This is a genomic window from Desulfomonile tiedjei (genome assembly GCA_016212925.1).
Classification (GTDB): domain Bacteria; phylum Desulfobacterota; class Desulfomonilia; order Desulfomonilales; family Desulfomonilaceae; genus JACRDF01.
In genome coordinates this window covers 351,030-375,207 of the sequence record JACRDF010000010.1, presented here as the reverse complement: position 1 = coordinate 375,207, position 24,178 = coordinate 351,030, and the positions used below count along the sequence as shown (strand labels likewise).

The following is a 24,178-nucleotide window of genomic DNA, read 5'->3' as shown; positions in this document are numbered from 1 at the left end:
TCTAGCACAAGTGCCGCTCAATTTTCCATGTGAGGAGAATGCCAAATGTCGCTGTGCAGTCTTGTAAGAGAGACAACTCGCCCGAAACGTGTCATTGCGACCCCGCTGAAAAGCGGGGGAAGCAATCTCCAGTGGTGGGACAGGCTTCCAGCCTGTCTATAAGAATGACCGGCAGGATGCCGGTCCTACCGAAAATGAGATTGCTTTCCCGCGGAACGCGGGATTTCACTCCTCGCAATGACAGAGAATCGACAAATCCCTGGAGAAGTTAATGGTTACATGTCAGTCGGAGTGTGAAACGCATTCGCCGGTTGGACAAAACCGTGGTCATGTATTAACAACTAAGGACCGTGCGCGAACACATTCCGAAAAGGAAAAGAATAAGCCCGGCGGAGCCGTGAAAGGAGCGCCGGAGACTATACAATGACTATTTCGTTCGATCAAAAGGCACCCCCTATTAGATGGCTCATCTTTGGGATCATGTCCCTGGCCTACGTCGGTTCCGTCTTTCACAGGATATGCCCCGCGGTGGTGGCGGTGGACCTCCAGGAAGCCTTCTCCATTTCCGGGAGCCTCCTGGGGCTTCTGGCATCCACCTATTTTTACAGCTACGCAATCATTCAGTTGCCCGCAGGCTTGCTTTCAGACTCCCTTGGCCCTCGCAAATCGGCAAGCCTGTTTCTGTTAATCGGAGGGATCGGCAGCATACTTTTTGGCCTTGCCCCGCGCCTGGACGAGGCATTGGTCGGCCGGGTGATGGTCGGTGTTGGAGCGGGCATGGTGTTTACGCCCACGATGAAGATCATCTCGGAGTGGTTCAGCCCACGCGAGTTTTCCAGGATGAACGCCATATTTGTGACCTCCGGCGGACTGGGTGCGCTGGTTGCTGCCTCACCTCTCGCTTTCCTCACTTCATTATGGGGATGGAGGGCTTCGTTCGAGATCATAGGAATTGCGACCCTTCTTCTTGCAGTCCTGGTGTTCCTGATTGTGCGAGACAGGCCCTCGGAACTGGCCACGACTTCAACGACAGGCGGCGCCGGGATTCAGGACGCTTCAATGAACCCGGCTATTGAGATACCTTTGTGGCAAGGCGCTCGGCGAGTTTTTGGAGAAAAGTATTTCTGGCTTGTGGCGCTTTGGGCGTTTTGCACCATAGGGATCTTTTTCTCGTTCGGCGGATTATGGGCCGGTCCGTACCTGATGAATACCTATGGCCTGAATAGGGCACAGACCGGCGGCATTCTGGACATGCTCGCCTTCGGCACTCTATTCGGCTGCCTGGGCATGAGCTTTCTTTCGGAAAGTGTCCTTCGCAGCAGGAAGAAGGTGCTGGTAATGACTTCTGCTGCACTGGTGGCTGAGCTGGTCTTTTTAAAATTCTTTTACCAAGCCTTGCCGATTCCCTTGCTTTACCCCTTGTTTTTCCTCTTTTCACTGTTTTCGGTGGCGCCCGCGGTGGTAAGCGTGACTGTGACCAAGGAACTTTTCCCGGTCCAGATCATCGGAACATCCGTGGGAATGGTGAATGGTTTTCCTTTCCTGGGCGGCGCGGTCTTCCAGTTGGTTGTCGGACGGACGCTGGATGCGTACGGCGAGTCCGCACCGGGGTCGTACCCGCCTGATGCTTATTCCACCATGTTTCTGGTCCTGCTGGTTCCCGCGGTGGTGGCCTTTGTTTGCGCGTGTTTGATGAAAGAGACCTATTCCCGATACCAGACAAAATGATCGGGCCTCGTGCTTGCGCACCCACAGCGAGTTGCCCTTGCTGTTGATTTTCCATCATGGGATGACGAACTAGTTAAAGAGGCGATGATGGAAACAAAGTGCCAGTTTTCCAAGCTCACCATACCCGCGGATGTCGAGTACGCAGGCGTCGCGGGCAATTACGCGGCCGGGGTGGCCAGGCTTATCGGGTTTGACGGCGAGGACTGCCGGAAAATAGAGCTGGGTGTTTCTCAGGCGGTTTCGCAAGTGGTTCGATACTCGTTCGACCCCGATGAAAGCGCCACCATAGATGTATCGTGCGAGCGAATTCCCGCGGGTCTGAAGGTGGCGATAGACGATAAAGGGCTCCCGCTTGACCCGCAGCGCACTCAAACCGGAGAATGCTCTGTCGACGCTGACGAAGGTCCTTCCGAACTGCTGTGCATAGAGGACTATATGGACGAGGTTCGCTTCCACAACCTGGGCCGTGATGGAAAAGAAACCGTCCTGATAAAATATCTGCGGAACAGAAGCATAACGGATTATTACCAGGCTTGTGAACTGGAGCCTTACGCCAGGCCCAACGCGGATAAGCCGCGGGTGCCACAAGATCTCGAATGCACTGTCCGGGCGATGAAGCCTTCCGAGGCGGTCGAGGTCTCCAAGTGCATTTATCGAGCTTACGGGTACTCGTACGGGTATGAGCTGCTTTATTACCCTGACCAGCTCGCGGCCTTGAACGAGAGCGGCCGGGTCCTCTCCGCTGTCGCGGTAATTGACGGCGAAATCGCAGGGCATTGTGCTCTCATTTCATGGGACAGCAACTCGCGTATAGCTGAAATGGGACAAGGAGTGGTAAAGCCTGAATATCGTTCCCAGGGCTGCTTTGCCAAGCTAACGGGCTACCTCGTTGAACAAGCTAAAATCCGCGGCTTAATGGGTGTGTTCGGCCAGGCCGTAACCAATCACACGTATTCCCAACAGGTCGGCCATCGCTTCGGATTCAAGGATTGCGCCCTGATTCTTGGTTTCATCCCCACGACCGTGAAATTCAGGGAGTTGGCCGACCAATTAAGCCAACGCGGCAGCTTAATCGTACATTTCAAATACCTCCGAGAGCCTCCGAATGCTGCCCTGTACGTTCCTGAACATCACATGGAAATCATCGGCAAGCTGTACGAGAACCTCGGCCCGGTGCCGGAATTTAGCAGGCCAACGAGCGTGGACTTCCGAGCAGACGATTCGCACTCGATAATCAGAACCACAACTATTGGAACGCTGAACTTCGCTCGCATAGAAATTGACCAATACGGCAGCCGTGTGGTCGAAGAATTGAGGTCTACAGTAAGAGAACTGTGCCTTAAAGGAACAGAAGTAATCAATTTGTACCTCGATCTTTCCGATCCGGCAACGTTTCACCTGACCGCTGAATTCGAAAAACAGGGGTTCTTCTTTGCGGGGATTTTGCCCGCCGCGGTTCGTCGCGGGGATGCCCTGATATTGCAATATTTGAACAACGTTCCAATTGATTACGACCGGATCAAAGCGGCATCCAAGGCGGCACAGGAGCTGATTTCGTATATCAGGCGTCGAGATCCTGCGGGGAGGACCTTTTTGTAATCCCGCGGAACGCGGGACCTCCCCGCACCCCTCTCCAAAAACTTCCATATCTCGCTTGCTTGGCGACTTCCGCTGGCAGCGGAAGTCGCCAAGCAAGGAACGTCGATTTTGGATGGAGGGCCGCGACTTACCTGAAGGGACAGGGCATCGAGGCGTATGAAATGCCTATTTGACGGGCTCTCTCGACTATGGTAAGCCTGACGTGTCTGAGGGTTGCTTTCGAAGCAACTTATGACAATTCGCGTTCAATGTAAGTGATAAGTAACAACCGTGGCGGGGCGGGCCGTGCCCGCCTTTTTCTTTGATGCACCGGCCGGGGTAGGCCAAAGTGGTTTCCATGATTTCAAGTTCAACAAAAGGTTACCTGTGTGTGATGATTGCAGCGGTTTTGTGGGCGTCTTCGGGGACCGCGGGCAAAGCGCTCTTTCAAGGCGGCATCACGCCTTTTGACCTCGTCCAGCTCCGGGTGACATTTGCATCTCTGATCCTGGCCGGGGCTTTTACACTGTTCGCTCGCCCCTTGTTCAGGATTCGATTCCGTGACATCGGCTACTTCATTGTGCTTGGCGGGCTGATCATGGCCCTGGTGCAAATCACGTATTTCTATGCCATCAGCAAGATCCAGGTTATGGCTGCGATACTCCTCCAATACTTGGCGCCAGTATTGGTGGCGGTTTTTGCCATCCTTTTTTGGGGCGAAAAGCCCAAGTGGTACAAAATAGTCGCGTTGATAGCCGCAATTGGAGGATGTTACCTGGTGGTCGGCGGTTACAATCTTCAGCTGCTCCAGATGAACCGCCTGGGAATACTGGGCGGCCTGGCCGGGGCCGTATGCTACGCGGCATACGCCCTGTTCGGAGAATGGGCCATGCACAAGTATTCTCCCTGGACGGTGGTCTTTTATTCCCTGGTCTTTGCCGCTGTGACGTGGCATTTGATCCACCCGCCATTCAAATATTTACACGCCACGTATGACTGGACCCAGTGGGCAGGACTGCTCTACATTGTGGTGATGGGCACTATTGTGCCGTTCGGGCTTTACTTCGTGGGGATAAACTTCATCAGGTCAACAAGGGCCATGATCACAGCTACGCTGGAGCCGATCTGCGCGGGTTTCATGGCCTACTTCGCACTCGGCGAGAAGTTGGAGCCGCTCCAGTTGGCAGGCGCGGCCATGGTAATCGGGGCCATTGTCTTGCTCCAGCTCCAGCGAGAGCTGGACGAACGGACCCCTGCACTGATCAGAGAGAGCGCGACCAGACCCTAGAGGTTGTGGCCCCCAAAGGCGTGATAATCCTCGTTCCCAGGCGGAGCCCGGGAACCGGACAAACAACCGCTTGTGCGTTGACAGCGACAAATGTAGGAGGAGCATCGATCATGTCCCTGACAGAAGAACTGGCGAAGTATCGAGAAGGATCGCGAAATCGGATTCCCGGCGAGAAATTGGCTGTAATGGACCGAGCTGCCGGGGAACTTGAGCAATCCGGGATTCTGGACAAGTGCCTGAGGGCTGGAGACGCCGCGCCGGAATTCGTTTTGCCTAATGCCGAGAACAAACCGATTTCCTTGGCCGGCTTGTTGGCCGCGGGCCCTGTGGTTCTTAGTTTCTACCGAGGAGGATGGTGACCGTACTGCATTCTGGAGCTGCGGTCATTGCAGCTCGCGTTGCCGAGGATTAAAGAGCATGGTGGGACTGTCCTGGCCATTTCGCCCGAAACCCCCGAGAGCGCCAATTCAACGGTCCAGAAAAGCGGGGTGACTTTTGATGTGCTCAGCGATCAAGGGAACCGTGTAGCCAGACGATTCGGACTTGTATTCCAACTCCCCGAGGACCTGCGAACCGTCTATGAGAGTTTCAAGATCGATCTGAAAGCTACAAACGCGGACGACGCGTTTGAGCTTCCATTGACCGCCACTTATGTGATCGATAGAGATGGAAAGATTCGAATGGCCTTTTTGGACACGGATTACACCAAGCGTTGGGACCCTGAAGAGATAATTTCCGCTTTCTCGGAGATGGCGCGGGAATCGTGACCGGTCATCGAGCGCGTGAAGATCGTCCGGACCTGTACAAGTACACAGAGATAACTGCCAAAACCAAAATTATTAGAATCGGCGCCAGGGCTACGATTTTGTTCTTGATGCTGTGGTGGCCGGAGAAGTGGCGCCAAGATTTCATGTAAGTCAAATAGAGGCCGGTGTATGGAATGAAAGCAGGGCCCTCCAGGGCCTGGGGATTATTGACGAAAATATTCCAAAGTTCTTTCACGGTCACTACTTTGAAACGCTCATCCGAAGTTAGCATTTTCAACATATTTTCGAATGCCTCCACATTCGATTTGTTTGGCCCCGTTGCTTCTAAAGGCTCGTAAGGAACCCCGGACCACGTGCAGGTGAACAGCGTGTGATAATGGAAGAAAATAGTCACCAAAGGCAGACAATGGTCCGCAGCTTGGTTCAGGGCCTCTCGCTGTTGCTCCCAAGTGGTGCTGTCCAGACTCAGAGGAGTCATTCCGGCATAGCCTACCAAGGGGACCATCTTGATGAGAGTGACCGGCAACTCATACACGTCACCAACCTTCACAAACCGGTTGATATGGCTATCCGGCAGGCGCACCTTGCACGCGGACCACAACGGGAATATCGACGAGTCGACGTGGATGCCGAGTTCCGGGAGGAGTTCGAGCGTCTCGTTGTCCAGGGCAAAGCCCCCTGCCCTGTGTGCGATTGGCCGCGGCGCGCCGGCTCTGACTATGTTGTCCATTCCAATTGAAAGAATCCTCCTCTTCTCTTCCTTGGTGTACATGTTCAGAGAAGGCCTGGACAGATCGAAGGTCTCTGTGTGTGGGTGGAGTTGCAAATCATGCCCCTGAGAAACCAGAAGCGCCAGGTTTGAAAACATCTTCCCTTCAGAACCGGCAGGACAGTAAGGACTTACGAAGAAAGTCCCTTTGAAACCGTACTGCTCCAGTTTCTTCGCTATCAGTGGAACGCCGTATTCAACTCCGCCACACGCGCCCTGAAAATCGGTCCCGCAGGTCCAACAGACATCTATAGTGAAGACCACGTAGGTTGCTTGGCTCGTTTCGCCGGCAAGGAGCGAAACAGACAGAATACAAGCTACGACCAGGGCAAGCTTGAGTTTGCGCGAATAAATAGCGCGCGAATCGTGCCGGCTCATGGCCCGCTCCTTTCAATACAAGGGAGGGACATGGTTGATTCAAGAAAATTTGTGAAGTTCGAGCTTTCCTACAAAAATAATACAATATCGGAAACGGCTTGCCAATTAATTTTGTCAAGAATATGGAGAGCGTTTTTCGTGAAAAGGGATCATACAACGGTTGTAGAAATCTTTGTCGTTTTTCATCTGGCCCTGAAAGAGTACGGATTATCGCTGGGGTGCCACTGCTGGCTTGTCCAGCAGTGTTCTTGGAGAATGCACGGCTGGACAAGCCAGCAGTGGCACCCACTACGAGTACATCGCATGATTTCAGCATGTTACCACAAAGGACATCTTCGCAGGTAATCGGACACCATTTTTGACAGTTGTTAAAGAAGAGATTTGGAGTGATAGGGGCTGTCGATGCGAAGAGAGGCTTGAATCCAGGTCCATGCCCGCACAAAACGGAAATGAGAGGAATAGCGCAGGCCTAGATTCCTGCCCGATTCAATCACTATACGGATTTTCGAAGTCTGGAAAAAAGGAAACGACTCTATCCTTCTCCTTCATGCCCCGTTTCCGTCATGGCTGGTTCTCTTGCTCATCAAGCGTCTTCAGGCCGTTTCCACGCGAGTGTCAGACCGTCTGCGACGGGGATCATGCTTAACAGGATGCGATCGTCAGCGAGCAGCTTCGAATTGAAGGCCCTTATCGCGACAGTGTCCCGGTCAATCCATTGCGGGTCCAGTACTCTTCCGCTCCAGAGCACGTTATCCACAGCGATCAGTCCACCCGGTCGCAATAGTTCCAAGGATCGCTCATAGTAGCTGTCGTAGTTTTCTTTGTCCGCGTCGATAAAGATGAAGTCGAAAGTTCCGGCCAGGCCTTCAGCTAAGAGTTGGTCCAGCGTTTCCAACGCGGGGGCCATCCGGAGGTCAACCTTGTGGGACACACCGGCTTCAGCCCAATACCTTCCGGCCATGGACGTCCATTCCTCATTAATGTCACAGGCTATGACCGTGCCGTGCGGTGGGATGGCCAGCGCTACGCACAGCGAGCTGTATCCGGTGTAAACCCCCAGGTCTATCGTCTTCGTCGCGGCCATCAATCGTACCAGAAGAGCCATAAATTGGCCCTGATCCGGAGAGATTTGCATGACCGAATGAGGATACGGGGCCGTCTCTTCCCGCAGTCGGCGCAATACGTCGGGCTCGCGCAGCGACACCGACAAAATATAGTCGTACAATTCTTCGGAAACTTTGATCATCTTTTTGGACATTTCACTGTCCCTCTAATAATTGTTGGCCAGCAACGAGGTAATACCGGTTAGCTACTATTTTCGTAACGCAGGTGACGTGATCTGTCATTGCGAGGAGTGAAACGACGAAGCAATCTCGGTACTGAGAGATTGCTTCGGGCTTGACGCCCTCGCAATGACAACTGCCGGCAAAGGGGTAAGAGTGGACTCGGCTACACTTATTTCTGTCCCTCATGTGGAGAGGAATTAGATTTAGAAGCATTTCCTGAGGTGTCAGGCCCCTTCTCGCCGGCCTGTTGCGAAGTGGAATTGCCCGCCTGTTGAAAGCCGTCTCGAGTCCGCGGGAGTTCCGTAACCTGCAGAGGCTGACCGGAACTGAGAATCTCCTTGCCTCTCACCACTACTTTGTCTCCCACGTTGGCGCCTTCCAACACAGCCGCGTTTCTGGCATCGCTCTTCCCTATTTTTATTCGGACCAGTTTAGCCTTCTCTTCTTGATCCACTACGAAAACAGTGTTGGAGTCGTTTTCACGGACCTGCTCCAGAAGACCGCTGATGGGCACCCTGACCATGTCCGGCGTGACCTTGACCACAATCCGCCCGCGCGCAAACATCCCTTGCAGGAGCTGCATCTCCGGGTTCTCCAGATAGATGCGAATCTGGAAGAGCCTGCTCTGGTTGGCCACCGGTTGGATATAGGTAAGCTTGCCTTTGAACACCGTTCCCGGGTAAGAATCCACGGTGACTTCCGCGTCCACGCCGTCGGTAACCGCTTTCTTGACGTTCAACTTGCCCACGTCCAGGTCGGAAATGAAGGCCTCCAGGCGGATCTTGCTGTAATCACTGACTTGAAACAACTTTCGGCCTTCAGAGACCCAGTCGCCTTTTTCAACGTACCTGTCCGAAAGGAGGCCGGGAATAGGCGCAAGCACCTTGGTTTTTTTCAAGTCCTCGTTGGCTTTGGCCAGCGCGGCCCTGTCGGCCTCCACCTGACCCACCGAGGTCCTATAGACCGAAAATTTCTGGTCATATTGGGTCTGACTAATGGCCCCGCTCTTAAAAAGCTCCAGGTTCTTTTCCCATTCGGTCTTGCTGAAAGCCAGCGTGGCCTCGTCCTTTTGAAGGTTTCCCAAGGCCTGATCTCTGGTAGCCTGTATTTTGGTCTCATCAAATATCAGCAACAATTGGCCTAATGCTACAGGCTCGCCGTCGTAAACTTCTATTGACTTCACCTGAGCCGAGACCTCGGCCGACACCGTGGTGTTTGCAACATAAGTCAGCGTTCCGGACACGTCCAGGGTCTGTTCAATGTTTCCACGATCCAGGGTCACGACGCCCACGCTCATGGCAGGAGGGGGCGGTTTTGATTCCTGCTTTCTCGAACAGGCAGTGAAGATCAACAAACAGCACGCAAGGATTGCGACAATCCGTCCGGTAATCATGGTTTTCCAATCCAATGGAATTCCCTCCGACGTTTCAGAATACCATTTTACCGCAGACAAAGCAGGGGGGTAGTGGCACGGCCCTCTGATAACGCGGGATGCCCTTTCTCATCTGCTACCACGATCTCCGCGGTGGGAAATCCGCTTTGTTCGCTCCCGGATGCGTCGTCATGTAAATGAATAGGCACCAGAATATCCCGGCATTTCCGCGACCGCTTCTCCGTTTGTTCCACGCCAGTATCTAGTATTATACAATGTTTATTATAATATCATAAATCATAAAATAAATCTTTTACTATAATCATTAAATTTTGCTGGTATTTTTCTCAGGATCTGCTATAAATCTCACCCGACCTTGAGGCCTTGCGCCTCGAATCACCCGACAGAGGAGTTTGGAGATGAACAAGAGCCTAGTGCTGACAGTGATTGTCGCCATCGCCGTTGTCACGTTAAGCATCAGCGCATATGCAGAGGACGTTTCGGTGCAGATGGCGGCCCTGCAGCAAAAAGCGGAAGCCGTCCAGAGCCAGATGAATGAAGCCAAACAACAGTGCGGCGCCAGCCTCGACAGTCAGATGAAATCCTTAACCACGTCCATTGAAAACCTGGTCAAGCAACGTGTCCAGTTGGGCGCCCAGATCACCCAGTTGGAATCACAGGTGGAAGCCCTGAAAAGCAACGCGGTGGCTAGCTGCGGCCGGCAGATGAAACAGTACGACAACGAAATGGCCAACATCAAGCAGCAGATGGCGAGCCTGGCCGCTCAGAAGGACGCCGAAGCGGCTCAGAAAGCCCAAGCTGCTCAGAAAGCCGAAGCGGCCCAAAAAGCCGAAGCTAATACCAAGATAGCGCCTCTTCAGACAGGCCAACTTCCGCCAAAGACCCGATGAGGCTCCAGATCGGCGAATCGCTCCGGCTCAGTGGAAGCTTGCGCGCGAGACCGGGTACCTGATCCGGCCACCGGCTCAAAATGATTTTAATGTCGCATAGTTCCGACAAAGGCGAGCAAATTTACTCGCCTGACGGCGATTCTGCTCCCAAGCGGCCGGTCAGGCCGCCCTGCCCAGATTTGTTGCAAAACCTTAGGAATTCCGTGGAATATGACCGGGGAGGCCGATCGAAAAGGCCCCCCTGGACCCTTTCCTAAAAACCCCCGAGCGGCGAATCCCCACCGTAGACCCTTCCCCAAGCAGATTGGAAAAGCCGTAATATGCTCGGCTTAAGAGACCCGGGGTTCGGCTATTCCGCATCGTCCAGGTGTCGGACCTTGACAAGTACCGGCCTAATAACTCTGAAGACGTTGATCTCGGTTCTAGTGGTCGGGAAGAGCACGGGCTTCACCGCGCCGACATCTACTTCTCGGGGATCTTCCTTTGCTCGCAAGAAGATTCGAGTCAATTGTCCATCCTCGATGAAACAGAACAGCTCCTGTTGCTCGTTTTCAATCCAGTCCAACGGGTTCTTGTCGTGCGCCCGGAGTCGTTGTCCCAATACGGCCTCAGCGTATCTGAAGGCCTTCTGGGTCTCCACGCCCACCTGCCCCATCACTGCGGCCAACCTGAACACAATCAGGTCTGCCAGCCGAAAACGGGCCCCGGTCTTGCCCTTCTTTATCTCCTCAATCCCGCCTTCGGCCACGGCTCGATCCAGTTCCGTCCTGTCCTTCAAATCGAGAAGATCAATAGCTTGCTTGGCCTCAAACGTCTTAGAAAGCATTCCGTTTGCCTCACGCCTGCAGATGATCGGATCGCGGCTTATGAAAACTAACCGGACCGATGAGAATCACAACCCGCACCGGGGTGGCGCCTTGCATCACACAAGCCACCCTTGGCCAGCAGCGCGGCCCCCGCGCAGGAAGTCTCAGCCAAAACAAAGAAGAATGACCTGAACGCTCGTTTACAGGCATACCACGACGCTGGAGACTGGTCAAGGAGCCGGGCGTTTGTCATGACCTTCGGCCATCACCTATGTATTGATGGGATGTTATACCATTAATATAATTATATGTCAGATCGTATTGATTTATATGCGGACAATTACATGTCTATTGACTTATACCATTGAATATGGTAGCTTAATCTCGTAAATTTAAGCCATTATTAGAATCCTATAAGATATAGGATTAATATAGTCAGGGAGTAACCGGGTATGACCAAACTATCTTCCACATGTCTACTGGCGCTCATCGTCGTAATCGCGGCTGCCTCGCCCATAGGCGCTTACACTGTAATGCACGGCAAAATCACAACGTGGTCATTGGGCACGAATGACATCAGGTCAGTCGGAAATCCCGGTGCACCGGGTGGAATGATGAACCCACAGCCTCAGCCTCCCTATCCCGGCGCTCCTCAGCACCAGGTCCTGCCGTTGATGGGGGGAGACTGCGCCCCCGGGATGAACTGCGGACACGCTCCTGCCATGCCCCAAGGCGCCCAACCTTTCAATCCTGTTATGTACCATCAATTGCCGGCAATGGATGGGGCTGGATCGAACCTTTGGTACTGAGGCCGCTCAGGGAATAAAGCCCTTCTGTGGGTTCATTCGTTATGCCGATGCGCAAACACGGAAACAACACCCAACGTGGCAGGTGCATTGGTTGTTTTTGAGAAAACCCCGCCAACCCGCGCCCTTTAGTGAGAGGGCGCAGGCGGGATCATGTCCCACTCCCTTAACTCTGCTGCCGCGACGCTTATACCAGTTGCCAAAAGTAATGTCCGTTTAGCCACGAGACGATCAGTCTGGTTTTCAGACCGTATCGACGAGGCCTATTGCCAGAGCGTCATAACGTCCGTCGTTCCCGCGAAGGGTGGAACCCAGGGAATCAGCGAGACGCGGGACTGGATTCCTGCCCCGGTTTTCACCGGGGTAATCTTGGGGATCGCAGGAAGGACGGAATGAAGGGTGCCTGCAAATCGGACAAAAATTATGGCAGCGGCTATAAGGCTTTGAATGCGAGCTGGGATTACTGGCCGGAAGTGGCTCCGGGCTTTCTCGGAGGTTGCTTGGATGTTGCGGGTTTCTCTCTGGGCTTCTTCAATTGTTTCGGGGCAGCGGGTGGCTTGGGGGCTTCCGGCTCGGCGAGGTGCATCTTTCCGAGCTGCTCATTGAAGGCCTTCCATGATTCAGCGTATTCCCCGGCCTGTTCCCTCATTAATTCCAGTGTGCCGCGTGCTTCCATGAAAGCTTCAAGCGCCTTGAGTTCCTCGGTCATGTCCACTTTCCACGGCGCGCTGCTATCTTTGCGTATCAGCCGTACCAACCGGAAGTCACCCTTCAACGTTCTTACCTGAAGCAAAGCATATGTGTCTTCTGACTTCATGACCGAAGGCGGGGTCACGGGGTCCAGGATGTTGATCAACGCCAGGTTTTCCGGAGGCTGTTTGAGGTTGTACCGGGAAACCAACTGTTCAACGAGGCTTCTGGATGGCTCGGAAAGAAGCTCGCGGGCAGCGGGGAGGTTCTCGGACTTCATGCGATCTCGGTAAAGCGTTAACACAACGTCCGGTTTGGTGGGAACAAGCTCACAGCCGGCCAGTAGGAATACTACGAGGACCAGGCATGCTGCCAGATCGACGGGGAATCTCAGCGGCCACGGTCCCTTTCCCTCGCGTTCTCGCGTGCATGATTTCTCATGGGAGTTTGCTTTCAAAACGTGGAGAGACTTGCAGCCGCTCCCGGCAGGGCACCGAAGCACAGTCAGGCCGTGCCGTCCGTAGCGGAGGCCATCTACCCGAGGCGGCCTTGTCACATCTGAAAAATGTGCGCCGACGGCAAGCGAACTCGTATTAGTCTGGCAGGCTGATCTTTGAATGGGACTGCACTCCTTTTCCGCTGAGTCCCGGTTTACGTAAGGCTCATCCGATCGGGCGGAAAAGCCTCGAGGTTTGACGAGGCCGGGATCTTTGTTCCCGGTCCGGGTCAAACCGCGCCGCTTTCAGCAATTTGTGCCATGACCCTGCGGGTCTTGGTGCAGCCCCTGTGGAATCACCTGTTCGGAATGGAACGGCTTCGGTGATTCCGCCACTTTGCGTTTTGTCAATTAGCATGCGGTAAACCGGTTCGTCAACTGCGCCTCGGACGTTTCTCGGACGTGCCCCCCGGAAGCAGCCGGACCAATCGCGGTCTTCGCCGGGAACCAGACCACAAAAATGCTCCCTTTGGAGACTTGACTGCTAACTTCCAGCGTTCCTCCGTGAAGTTGAACGATCTCTTTGCAGATGGACAGACCGAGCCCGGTTCCGGTCTCACCTTCGGTACCACGATCGCGGCCCCGCCGAAAACGTTGAAAGATCCTCTCCTGATGGGACGGGACTATGCCCACGCCGGTGTCAGCGACAACGATTTCGACTCCTGCAACGCCGTTTCTGCGTACAGCCACTGTCCGTATGGAAACCTTTCCGCCGCGGGGCGTGAATTTTATGGCGTTCGACACGAGATTGCCCACAAGTTGGCATGTCTTTCCAATATCTCCCACAACTTGGGGAAGCTCAGCCGCAAGCTTCACGTCAAGCGCAATTCCCTTGGCCGAAGCAAGCATTTTCAGGCCCTGGACTGACTGGCTGACCGGGAGATTCAGGTCTATCTGCAAAGGACGCAACTCGGTGACGCCTGATTCGAGCCGAAGTAGCTCCAGCAGCGAATTTATGAATGACAACTGATCCTTGGCGCAACCATAGAGGGTTTCCACGCTCTGAGCGGCCTCGACCGGTATGCTACTTTTGCGGAGCAGGTCTATCGTCCCAAGCAGGGCTTGAAACGGCGCTCGAACGTCATGGGATAGAACGGCCATCAGCTCCACCTGGCGTCGGTGCGTTTCTTCGTTCTTCTGCCGCAGCTCGTTGCGTTCGACGAGGTTTTCTATCATCAGTTGAATCTTACGCGGATCCAGAGCCAGGAGTTCCCTTTTCTCAAGATAACCGTCCGCACCCGCCTGAAAGGCTTGATTCCATGCGTCAACGCTCTCCATAGACGAGCTTATGACTACGGTAAAGTGTGGTGATTTTTGTTTGATTTCGCGGCAGAGATCTATCCCATTGCCGTCAGGGAAGACTATATCCAGGAGCACGGCGTCGTATTTGGCAAGATCGCGCTCCCGCACTGATTGAGCGGTGGGGGCCTGGTCCAGTATGAATCTGTCCCCCAGCATCATGCACACTTTGCGTCTGATTATTATTTCGTCGTCAGCTATGAGAACCGAAATTCGTCTTTTCACCTATGACTCCGTCAACAACGGCAATCGCAGAGTGAAACAAGCCCCCTGGCCGCCGGAGCTTTTTAGTTCTATTCTACCGTTGTGGGCTAGGGCGATTCTCCGAGCCAGGTATAGGCCTCTCCCGGTCCCTCCGGTGGTGAACCCCAACTGGAAAATTTTGCCCAGATTTTCCGGAGGTATTCCGGGGCCGTTGTCTTCCACGCGAACAAACGCCTCAAACCCCTCATGTCCCAGAGAGACCTTTATGCGGCCCCCTTTTTTGGAGAATTTAACGGCATTGCGGATAATGTTATCCAATGCTCGCACCAGAAAAGACTCCTCCCCTGAGACGAGTTCCGCTGTGGTGTGCAAATGATTCGATTTTATGGTGACGCCTTTGCCCAAGGCGGCTTCACGGTAGTTGCACACGCATTTGTCCACCACCAGGTTTAGATTGATCGCAGTGGGGCGTATCTGGAAGGCGTCTGAATGAAGGCGAATAAAGTCAATCCTTTCCTCAAGCATGGAAACGAGTTCCGCGCGCTTCTCCTCTACTTGCCCGAGGAATTCGGTCGCCTCCTCCTTGCGGTCCTCGGCCACGAGCTGTTTGACACTGTCCAAACCGACTCCCAATACTTCCAAAGCCGCCTTAAGCTCATGGCGGTAGAGTCTTCCAATTTCTTCGTCAATGAGATGCTGATCCGTGGCATCTCTCACGAGAACCACCTGAGACCCCAGTTCGACATCAAATCGTTTTCCACCTGCTTTGATTATTATCCGGTCCCCGAAAATCTCGGTAGATTCGTCTCCCTGTCTGATCGCCGCTGTTATCCTCGCGATAACTTTGTCACGGGAATAGAGACTGAGTGAATCCTCCAGGGAGCCCGCGCCGAAGAGGCTCTCCTTTAACTGTCTGTTGTCATTGAGCATGCGTTCCGCGGCGGGGTTCATATAGTACAAAAATCCGGGGCCGTCCACGCAGATGATTCCGTCCGGGACCATTTCAAGGGCCTGCCTGTCCAGCTCACTGGTGCGGACCCGCCTTTCCCTCTCCTCTCGAACGCGTTGGGCCCGATTACGACGAACGGAGTCCTTAGCAAGCGCATAAGATTCGTATAAGAACTTCTTCACCACCGACTGTTTGCCTGAGTCAGTGGCGAGCATTAGCCCACTGTCGTTCTGTTCTACTATACCTGCCAGTTGGAGGCGTTGCAGGAAGATCTGGTCGGTCCGGCTGAGCCAGAGGGAGCGCCACTCCTTCTCTGCCAGAGGAACATAAAACAATGACAGCAGGTAAACCGTTCGGGTCAGCGAAGAGAATTCTCTTATATCGTGGACAGACCGCACCATCTGGTGGAAGTCGATTGGGCCGGGGTCGCGAACCGGATGCAGCCGCGACTGGCCGCCAGGAATGCCCGGACGCCATTGTTGCAGGACCTCTACCTCAGGATAGCGCTTTCGAAAAGATCCAAGCTGGTCGGGAGAAATCCCGGAATCCAGCAGCCTCAGAATGCAAAGCCGCGAAGCGGTTCTCAGCTCTTCCGGCAGTTCCCGCCTGGTCAAAAACCTCTCTATGAGGAACGGAACAGATTGTTTCGGGTCCGACTCCTTCAAAAGAAGGATTTGCATGAGCCCCATCTCGGGCGCAGGAAAATCCTCGTACAGGTGATCGGCGCTGCCTCGCATCTGCTTGTAGGCCCACAGACAAGACGGCGTAAAAAAGCCTCGCTGCACAAGGGTGTTGCGCAACGCCACTTTCTGGGACGATGCCGACCACCTTACTCCGGCCTGCACAGCGACGCTCTGATAGGAGGCGTCTCCCTTGTCCACAAAGCTCAGCAACTCGGAAAAGGCGTCGTCTGAGAATCTGGGCTGCCCAGTTGAATCGGGTTGAAACAAATTGCTGAAACGGTGGACCAGGCCATTGACGGAGGTGCGCTTCTCAAGTTGTACGATAAACTTGTTTAACATGTGCGGATAATTATTCGATATTACGTCAAATGTCAAGAAATACTATCGACAATGTCCTGCATTCGAACCATTGAAGCTCCGGGCATCATGTTGGGTACCAAATGTTCTGCTTTTTCCTATTTGTCGTCCAACAGACCGGGCTCATTCCTTGGGTGCCGCTGCCGGCACAGGAGGATTTTAGCAATTGCCAAGAGTGAAGACTCCGCCGCCTGAAAGCGGTGGAGTCTTCCCCTGAAGGCCAGGTGCTTCTCCCATTCCCCGAAAGAGAGAATAGTGTCCGATTGTGAAAAACGTTTTTGGATTTGGTAGCCACCGGCCTCCGTGCCGGTGGTCAATGCGCATATAAATCAATCACGCCCCCGGCGTGACAGGGACCCCGGATCGCGGTCCGGGGCAGGCTATGGCCCCTACCGTAGTGTGGTGGCTGTCCCCCGAGACGCGGGATGCCCGCCATGTTCATTTATATGAAAGGGTATTGGTATGAAGTGGGCACGGCGCGCCGTGCCCAAAGAAACCGTGGATTCAGAGAGGGATTTAGTGCTACCGCATTTCTCTGCGTGCGACAATATAAGAGGCTGCGTGGCAGCGATTCCGTCCAAGAGCGGTCGCGGGTTCACCCCAGAACGCTATTTAATTCCGCGAGGATTGTGGGCTTGACCTTGCTCATTTCCAGGCGCCAGGAGGTAATTCGTTCGATTACTTCCCGTTCCCAGGGGAGCCAGGTTTCTTTGGCTCTGCTGAGTATTGATTGTTCCAGGTCGGGCGGCACGGGCGGGGTAAGGAAGGAGCTGAAGCGCCTGAAAATACTTTTTACTAGTCGGTCTCGCTCCAGCTTCTGTTTTCTCGTGAGTGGAGAGTGTTCGGTTGGACGGAGGTCTTTGGAAATGAGCCCAAGGCTTTCCACATCCCATCCGTTTTTCGTGGCCAACGCTAAGATGGCCTTGAGATCGTCATATGCTCCGGGTCCGGCATTCACAGAGGAGATGGCGTTCTGCCGCGGAGATCCAGCCTTTGCAACCATGAACCTTACCCCCAAATTCAAAAAATCTAAGCATCAAAGGGAAGATCCGATTAGATAGTCGGACTTCCGAGATTGGACGGTTTCCACCTGTCATCACCCCAGGTTACGGCTAATCAGCCGTAATCACTTGGGTGCGTATAGTTGGGATTTAAGGCCTTGTCAAGGATTTTTATTGCTAACTAGTCGGATTAGTTGAAAAACATTTCCTCAATCGGAGTGATATGGGGTTTAGGTAACTATATCTATGCGTTATGTGTCGTGTGGGCTTATAGGTTGCCAACTCTGTCGAATTAAGGTACTTCAAAATGAGCCATGTAGAGCGGGTCGCCAACGCGGCGAGGAGGTCCGTAAATTGAACCACGAAGAAAGGAAATATGGATTTGACACCCTGGCCCTTCACGCGGGTCAAAAGCCCGATCCATCGACCTTGAGCCGCGCGGTTCCCGTGTACCGCACATCTTCTTATGTGTTCAAGGATTCAAAACATGCCGCAAATCTATTCACGTTGAAAGAACTGGGCAACATTTACACCAGACTTATGAATCCCACGACCGATGTCCTTGAACAACGTGCGGCCGCGCTTGAAGGCGGAATTGCCGCATTAGGGCTTGCGTCCGGCACCAGTGCGGTTTTCTATGCTTTGATCAACTTGATGGAGGCCGGCGAAGAATTCATCTCTGCCCGCAATCTTTACGGGGGGACGTACACCATGTTCAACGACATCCTCCCGCAATTTGGCATCAAAGTAAGATTTGTCGAGCACGACCGGCCCGAGGAATTCCGAGCCGCCCTGAATTCCAAGACAAGAGCTATTTTCCTCGAAACAATAGGCAATCCCAAACTCGGAGTCCCGGACTTCCAGGAGATAGCTCGCGTCGCGCAGCATGCCCATGTTCCCGTAATCGTTGATTCAACGTTCACCACGCCATATATTTTTCGACCTCTGGAGCACGGCGCGGACATAGTGGTTCACTCCCTCACAAAATGGATGGGAGGACATGGGACCGCAGTAGGGGGCGTTGTCGTCGACTCAGGAAAGTTTGACTGGACCGATTCCAAGTTCCGTCTGTTTAATGAGCCCGAGCCCTCCTACGGGGGCCTTCGGTTTGGACGGGACCTCGGCGAGCTAAGCCCGATGGCCTACATCCTGAGAATGCGCCTGGTTCCTCTCCGAAATCTGGGTGCGTGCATCAGCCCTGACAATTCCTGGATTTTCCTTCAGGGCCTCGAAACACTCTCTTTACGCATGGAGCGGCATTGCTCGAACGCACTGGCCGTTGCACGATTCCTGGAAGCCCACAAAAAAGTCGACTGGGTCCGGTACCCCGGCCTTGCGTCGGATCCGTCCTATGACCTGTGCCAGCGTTACTTTCTGAAGGGCCTGGGCGGGGGAATGGTGGTCTTCGGAATAAAAGGGGAGACGCCGGCCGCGGAGAAATTCATCAACCACCTGGCGCTGTTTTCACATTTGGCCAATGTGGGAGACGCTAAGAGTCTTGTCATACATCCTGCAAGCACGACCCATTCACAGTTGAGCCGCGAGCAGCAGATAGCTGCCGGCGTTCCGCCTGATTTGGTCCGCCTCTCGGTGGGCATCGAAGACATCGACGACATTCTTGCAGACCTTGATCAGGCCTTGAGTGCAAACTGAGCAGCGTGAGAGAGGGAGCGCTTTCCCGCAAGAAGCGACTCCCCAAAGGCACTAGTCCTTGTGATGGTGTTGGTGACCATGTGCATGGCCATGCTCGTGCGAGTGCTCATGACCTTCGCCATGAGAGTGCGAGTGAGTATGGTGCTCTTTGCCCATGGTTTCAGCCTGGCCCACCATTCCCGGAAGTTCCCCCAAGGCCTTCTGAAACTCGCTGTTGGCAGCCTCAATCAGATGGATGCCTTCTCGGATCTTTGCGGCAACGCTGTGGAGCCCTTCCCTTTCGAGAGTCGTTGCGACCTCGTCGTACCCTTTCAAGTGCTCGACGTTGTGTTCGATCCAGTGCACCAGGCGAATTCTGCTTTTTTGGATATCATCCATGAGAATGGTCTCAACTTTCGTAGTATTGATCTGCCCTTTGTGTGAAAACCATAAGACCCCAGAGTAACCTTGTCAATCACGAGATCCCTAGCACGGGATGTTTGGCGTCATGGCAAGTGTGAACTGTCTGCGATTAAGAACTGAGATCAAGTGGCTCTCATTGTGGTGTGAAAGGCGCAAAAGTTGTAGAGCAAAGGTTCATGAGGGACAAGTGCTTCGCCAAGCGATCCGAAACCGAGTTTGGGTTATTTTTCTTGTTCCAACCTAGCCTTCAGACCTTCGATTTCCGGGCGAAGAGGCGGCAGTTCGTTTTTGATGACCGTCCATACGATGCTCAGGTCAACGCCGAAATACTCGTGAATGAGCTTGTCGCGCATTCCCGCCATGTATTTCCATGGGATACCGGGCGCTTTGGAGCGCAGATCGTCAGGAATGTGCTTGGCGGCCTCGCCGAGCACTTCCAAGCTGCGCACCACGGCATTAATCGTCTTGCGGTCCTGAGTGAACGCCTCAAAAGAAATGCCACTGGTGAAATCGGCCGACTCGTCGATGGCTTTCAGTACGTCTTCGAGGTAATCGCGATATTCGCGCTTCACAGCATCGCCACCTCGCTCAGAATGCGGCGTCCGATATGAGGCTTTAGCGCCGCCTTGGTCACCAGATCCACTTTGGCGCCGAGCCATTCGCTCAGGCGCTCCTCAAGTTCCAGAAACTTGAAGAACCCCACCGGCCTACTAAAGGTGACCAGGATGTCGATATCGCTGTCGCCGGCAGCCTCCCCCCGGAGGCACGAGCCAAAGACGCCGATTTCCGTGACGCCGTAATCCCGCGCCATCTCGTCACGCCGTTCCCGCAAGATTGCTTGGATTTCTTTCAGACTTGGCGGTTTCATTTCGTTACTTCGTTTTTCTTGCGAGCTTGGTTCAACTCGTGTTCAAAGCAGTCTTGCCCGAGCTAACGCGATTCCAAAGCCACTCTACCGATATTCAGCTACGCATGCAATTCCTGCCAGCCGCCGGGAGGCCAGGACCGGCTTTTCATGAATCCGTCCAAATTAGCGCCGTTTCTCTTTAGAAACGCCACCACTTGGGCGTTACCCTCGAAATAGGCTTCCATTAATGCGGTCCAGCCGAAATAGGTTTTGGCGTTGACTTGAGCGCCTGCGGCCAGTAAGGCTCTGACCGCGGGAAGCTTCCCCGCGGATGATGCAACCATTAAGGCTGTCTTGCCGTCTTTGTCGGCAGCGTCGGGGTCAGCCCCGTGTTGAAGTAGCAGGTCGACTATCCGAGGATTGCCGTTTCGAGCCGCCCAGAAGAGCGGGGAATTGCCGAACTTGTTCCTTGCATCGACCCGTGCGCCATGATTCAGCAGGAGTTCAACCACTTCCGCGCGGCCGCCACGGCAGGCCCAAAAGAGCGGGGTATTGTGGTATTTGTCGTCTGTCGAGTTTGGATCAGCCCCGCGGGCAAGAAGAAGCTCCAAGAGCGGTGGAGTGGACCAATGAGCGGCCTCGATCAAAGCTTCATCCGGGGTCTTGCCGCAGCATTCAATCTGCGCGCCAGCGTTCAACAGCGCTTCGGCGCATTCCGAATGGCCTTGACTCAGAGCGTAAAACAGCGCAGTCCTCCCGTCGACACATTCCGCGTTTACATTGGCTCCATTTTGTAGAAGCAGCTTCACGGGTTCGAGTCGGCCGGCTATTGAGGCCACCATGAGAGGCGTCTTGCGAAAGTTGTTCGCAAGGTTCACGTCAGCCCCAAAAGACAGAAGGTTTTTCACCACCTGGGAGTGCCCTTTGTACGAAGCCCAGAACAACGGGGTGTTGCCGTACCTGCGATCCCGGGCATCCACGTAGGCGCCGGCGGACAAAAGCCATTCTGAAACCTGGGAATGCCCTGAATAAGCCGCCCAGGACAAAGCAGTGCTTCCGTGACGCTGATCGGCCGAATCCACGCCGGCGTCGCGAGATACCAGCAGTTTCACTATGGGCAAATGGCCTCCGGAAGCGGCTTGGCACAGAGCACACCCGACGGAGCCGTTGACGGTGGCGCCCGCGTCCAACAATGTCTCGGCCATGTCCGTGAGTCCTCTACGGCAAACCCACGAGAGAGCGGTCCACCCTGCCGAGTTTTTGCTGTCCAGCCTTGCCCCGCGATTCAGGAGAAGTCTAACAACAGCGGGGCGGCCTGATCGGCATGCCCACATCAAAGTGGCGTTACCCTCGTCATCCTGTGCCTGAACATCTGCGCCTCGATCCAGAAGAAGCTCTACCGTGTCGACATGCCCTTTGTAAGCGGCCCAACACAACGCGGTGCTCCCGTATTTTTTGTCCCTAACGTCCACAGTGCTCCTCGCATTCAGCAGCAGATCGACGATTTCCGTCCTTCCCGCCAGAGCGGCCCAGAACAGGGCGGTGTGGCCATTGCGATTGGCCGCGTTGACATCAGCCCCGTGAGCCAACAAGAGTCGGACCGTTTCTGCGTGGCCTTTGTAGGAAGCAACAAAGAGGGCCGAATTCCCGTGTCTGCTGCGAGCATTAACGTCCGCGCCGGTTTGCAGAAGCAGTTCCGCCAACGGCACCGCGCCAACGCTGCAAGCATATATCAGGGCTGTCTTTCCGCCTTTGTCTCGTGCCTGTACTTTCGCTCCTCGAGCAATCAGAAGTTGCCCCACAGCATGATCTCCGGCCCTTGAGGCCAGCATCAACGGGGTTATGCCCAGGCGGTTGGCTGCATTGGCATCAGCCCCACGGTCCAGCAAGAGTGTAGCCACTTCGACATCGCCTTCAACCGAAGCCCAATGAAGCGCTGTGGTTCCGTACTTATTGGTTGCCGTAATCTCCGCGCCCCGATCCAACAGGAGTGAAACCACATTCGTATTGCCGCTGTAAGCGGCCCAGAACAGCGGCGTGCACTCGAACCTCGGATCAATGGCATTGACATGCGCTCCCCTTTCAAGGAGCAATTCAACTACCTCCGCGTCCGCGGCCCTAGCTGCAATGGTCAGAGGAACATCGCCGTTGCCGTCCTCTGCTTCGACGTCCGCGCCACGATCCAGGAGCAGCTCTACCAATGCAGGCTGCCCTGCCCCTGCAGCCAAAACCAAAGCGGCATTGATCCGGTTGTCTTCGGAATCGACAACTGCGCCCCTCTCAAGAAGTAGCTCGGCTACTTCGGCGTGGCCCTGCTTGATTGCCCATGCAAGGGCCGTGTTGCCTTCCTTGTCTCGCAGATTGATGTCCGCACCACGTTCGCAAAGCAGCCCTACTTCTTCAGCATGGCCCCATACACAGGCCCGGACCAGGGCCGTTTCCCCATCCAGGTTCCTTATGTTGACATCCGCTCCACGGTCCAAGAGCAACTTTAGGGCGTGGGTCTGTCCGGCAACAGCAGCTTCCATCAATGCCGTTGAGCCGGTCGCATCAGTGGCGTCAACGTGTGCGCCGGAATTCAAAAGGACCTCCGCGATGTCCGCGTGCCCTGCAAGTGCTGCCGCCGTCAAGGGCGTCCCAGCACCCAGGTCGGCATTTACATCAGCGCCGGCTGCGATGAGTTCGTTTACCTTGGCCAGCGATCCCGAGGCCGCGGCCTGAATCAACTGTTCTTGCATTATCCTACTGCTTGCAACGAAATAAATCTGAATTCTGAGATCAGAGCGCAACTCACTGAAGAAGCTGGTCTAAAGTGTCCAACGACTCTCCGGCTTTCCTGGCCGTCTGAGTCCTATGTGGGACCTCAGAGTTTATGGAGTTAACTAGTTTTTCGTTGTATTATATCACAATAATGTCGGTTTTTACACATGAAAAAAATTGTGCCTGCGCCTGTTCCATTGCGCGGGGAGGCCGAGTGCTTGCACCAAACCATTTCACCGCAGAGGCCGCGGAGAGCGCAGAGATATAGCGAGTGTCAAGAATATTGTTCGATTACGAGGGAATCATGCACTTGGCAAATAAGAGGCTGCTAGCTGGTCATCATCCAGAGCTGCATCTCCAATTCCTGTACGGCGCGCATGGCATGCGCCCGTGTTAGGGCGACCACCGGTCGCGCGGTACAGGAGCAGGCGATGAGAAACAAGCACGGATACCATGCGGTCGGCGCTATGATTTCCGCGAAAGTGAGGCATTATTTGCAAAGTGAACAATTCCGTTGACGGAAAAGCCTAAGCGCCCGGGTATAGGTGGAAAAAGTCGGGATAAGGCTCGACCCGAAAAGGAACAAAGAGGAATTCGGCAGCCACATCAAGGACGCCATGCGGCTGGATGAAGCTTGGTAACCTGGCAGGAAATCCGCGTGTACGCGCCGAAAAAGATATGGGCAACCTCAAGGGATTGCCCACAGCGTAATTGGCCCAAAAAAGGATCGGCCGGAAGAAGTCGCGACTTCCCCCCTTACTTCTTCTACCTAGCAATTCTCATGGAGAGTCCTTCTCAGGCCTCGGAATGGGTGCCCCCCCTTGAGGTGACCTTTTCTTTCCCTCCACAGACTGGAGGCAGTCTTTGAAAGAACGGGTGTACGTATGGTCCGGACCGAGCAGATCGTTCACGCACTTAAAGGCCTGTTTTCGCCAGTGTTGGAATGCTGCTGTATCAAAGTCGCTGTCAAGCACGTGCCAACCGGCTTCGATCATGTCATCGATCCGCTTTTCCACCATCATCGTCCACCCTTTCTCAAAAACTCTCCCGTCGATGCTTAGCCCTCTGGCTGTCACATTTCCGGCCGTTTGAGACCCTCCCTGGAGCACCGTGGCCGAGCTTTTCAAATGTGAAAGTCTGTGATGGAC

The 24,178-nt window shown here is 54.3% G+C and carries 20 protein-coding genes and 1 pseudogene; 8 read left to right on the top strand and 13 right to left on the bottom strand.

The genetic code is table 11. From position 1 onward, the window contains the following. The first annotated feature begins 423 nt into the window (after positions 1-423). From HY913_05795 to HY913_05780, 4 genes are all read left to right on the top strand, one after another. Entirely contained in the window at positions 424-1,728 is a 1,305-nt protein-coding gene (locus tag HY913_05795; protein ID MBI4962773.1) for an MFS transporter, read from the top strand. A gap of 87 nt (positions 1,729-1,815) precedes the next feature. Beyond that, positions 1,816-3,327 carry an ATP-binding protein gene (locus HY913_05790; GenBank protein ID MBI4962772.1) on the top strand — a complete coding sequence of 504 codons (1,512 nt, stop codon included), beginning with the start codon at positions 1,816-1,818 and terminating at the stop codon, positions 3,325-3,327. Between the two features lie 337 nt (positions 3,328-3,664). Then, positions 3,665-4,594 (top strand): EamA family transporter, encoded by a 930-nt coding sequence (locus HY913_05785; protein ID MBI4962771.1) that lies wholly within the window; start codon positions 3,665-3,667, stop codon positions 4,592-4,594. A 110-nt stretch (positions 4,595-4,704) separates the two neighbouring features. Then, entirely contained in the window at positions 4,705-5,361 is a 657-nt protein-coding gene (locus HY913_05780; protein MBI4962770.1) for an AhpC/TSA family protein, read from the top strand. 4 nt (positions 5,362-5,365) lie between these two features. Here the strand turns inward: HY913_05780 and HY913_05775 are convergent, their stop codons facing one another. From HY913_05775 to HY913_05765, 3 genes are all read right to left on the bottom strand, one after another. Further along, a complete protein-coding gene (locus HY913_05775; protein ID MBI4962769.1) occupies positions 5,366-6,508 on the bottom strand; it encodes a hypothetical protein in 1,143 nt (380 codons plus the stop codon). Between the two features lie 583 nt (positions 6,509-7,091). Next, on the bottom strand, positions 7,092-7,766 hold the full coding sequence (locus tag HY913_05770) for a class I SAM-dependent methyltransferase (protein ID MBI4962768.1): 675 nt from the start codon (positions 7,764-7,766) through the stop codon (positions 7,092-7,094). A gap of 197 nt (positions 7,767-7,963) precedes the next feature. Further along, positions 7,964-9,202, bottom strand: coding sequence for an efflux RND transporter periplasmic adaptor subunit (locus tag HY913_05765; protein MBI4962767.1), 1,239 nt, complete (start codon positions 9,200-9,202; stop codon positions 7,964-7,966). A 383-nt stretch (positions 9,203-9,585) separates the two neighbouring features. On the opposite strand from HY913_05765, the gene HY913_05760 reads away from it, so the two are divergent. Continuing rightward, a complete protein-coding gene (locus HY913_05760; protein MBI4962766.1) occupies positions 9,586-10,077 on the top strand; it encodes a hypothetical protein in 492 nt (163 codons plus the stop codon). Between the two features lie 349 nt (positions 10,078-10,426). On the opposite strand, the gene HY913_05755 is transcribed toward HY913_05760, so the two are convergent. Further along, positions 10,427-10,903, bottom strand: coding sequence for a hypothetical protein (locus HY913_05755; GenBank protein MBI4962765.1), 477 nt, complete (start codon positions 10,901-10,903; stop codon positions 10,427-10,429). Between the two features lie 432 nt (positions 10,904-11,335). Between HY913_05755 and HY913_05750 the strand changes: the two genes are divergently transcribed. Both HY913_05750 and HY913_05745 read left to right on the top strand, forming a co-directional pair. Continuing rightward, on the top strand, positions 11,336-11,692 hold the full coding sequence (locus HY913_05750; protein MBI4962764.1) for a hypothetical protein: 357 nt from the start codon (positions 11,336-11,338) through the stop codon (positions 11,690-11,692). A 150-nt stretch (positions 11,693-11,842) separates the two neighbouring features. Further along, complete coding sequence (locus tag HY913_05745; GenBank protein ID MBI4962763.1) at positions 11,843-12,085, top strand: hypothetical protein; 243 nt, start codon at positions 11,843-11,845, stop codon at positions 12,083-12,085. Positions 12,086-12,149: 64 nt separating this feature from the next. Here HY913_05745 and HY913_05740 read toward each other — a convergent pair whose 3' ends face one another. From HY913_05740 to HY913_05725, 4 genes are all read right to left on the bottom strand, one after another. Beyond that, on the bottom strand, positions 12,150-13,109 hold the full coding sequence (locus tag HY913_05740) for a hypothetical protein (protein ID MBI4962762.1): 960 nt from the start codon (positions 13,107-13,109) through the stop codon (positions 12,150-12,152). A 117-nt stretch (positions 13,110-13,226) separates the two neighbouring features. Further along, entirely contained in the window at positions 13,227-14,399 is a 1,173-nt protein-coding gene (locus tag HY913_05735) for a response regulator (protein ID MBI4962761.1), read from the bottom strand. Then, entirely contained in the window at positions 14,400-16,349 is a 1,950-nt protein-coding gene (locus HY913_05730) for a HAMP domain-containing histidine kinase (protein ID MBI4962760.1), read from the bottom strand. Positions 16,350-16,962: 613 nt separating this feature from the next. Continuing rightward, positions 16,963-17,370, bottom strand: coding sequence for a hypothetical protein (locus HY913_05725; GenBank protein ID MBI4962759.1), 408 nt, complete (start codon positions 17,368-17,370; stop codon positions 16,963-16,965). Between the two features lie 244 nt (positions 17,371-17,614). Here HY913_05725 and HY913_05720 point away from each other — a divergent pair, with 244 nt between their 5' ends. Next, positions 17,615-19,021 carry an O-acetylhomoserine aminocarboxypropyltransferase/cysteine synthase gene (locus HY913_05720; protein ID MBI4962758.1) on the top strand — a complete coding sequence of 469 codons (1,407 nt, stop codon included), beginning with the start codon at positions 17,615-17,617 and terminating at the stop codon, positions 19,019-19,021. Positions 19,022-19,081: 60 nt separating this feature from the next. On the opposite strand, the pseudogene HY913_05715 reads toward HY913_05720, so the two are convergent. The 5 genes and pseudogenes from HY913_05715 to HY913_05695 form a co-directional block, all read right to left on the bottom strand. After that, positions 19,082-19,162: pseudogene (locus HY913_05715) on the bottom strand (high frequency lysogenization protein HflD). Between the two features lie 482 nt (positions 19,163-19,644). Further along, the gene (locus HY913_05710; protein MBI4962757.1) at positions 19,645-19,995 is read right to left on the bottom strand and encodes a DUF86 domain-containing protein; all 351 of its coding nucleotides are present in this window, start codon (positions 19,993-19,995) and stop codon (positions 19,645-19,647) included. Beyond that, positions 19,992-20,291, bottom strand: a complete 300-nt coding sequence (locus HY913_05705; protein MBI4962756.1) for a nucleotidyltransferase family protein — start codon at positions 20,289-20,291, stop codon at positions 19,992-19,994. The genes HY913_05710 and HY913_05705 overlap by 4 nt, the downstream gene beginning before the upstream one ends. Before the next feature lie 98 nt (positions 20,292-20,389). Then, positions 20,390-23,008, bottom strand: coding sequence for an ankyrin repeat domain-containing protein (locus HY913_05700; GenBank protein ID MBI4962755.1), 2,619 nt, complete (start codon positions 23,006-23,008; stop codon positions 20,390-20,392). Positions 23,009-23,809: 801 nt separating this feature from the next. Further along, positions 23,810-24,157: a hypothetical protein gene (locus HY913_05695; protein MBI4962754.1), complete on the bottom strand. Its 348-nt coding sequence runs from the start codon at positions 24,155-24,157 to the stop codon at positions 23,810-23,812. Between the last annotated feature and the right edge of the window lie 21 nt (positions 24,158-24,178).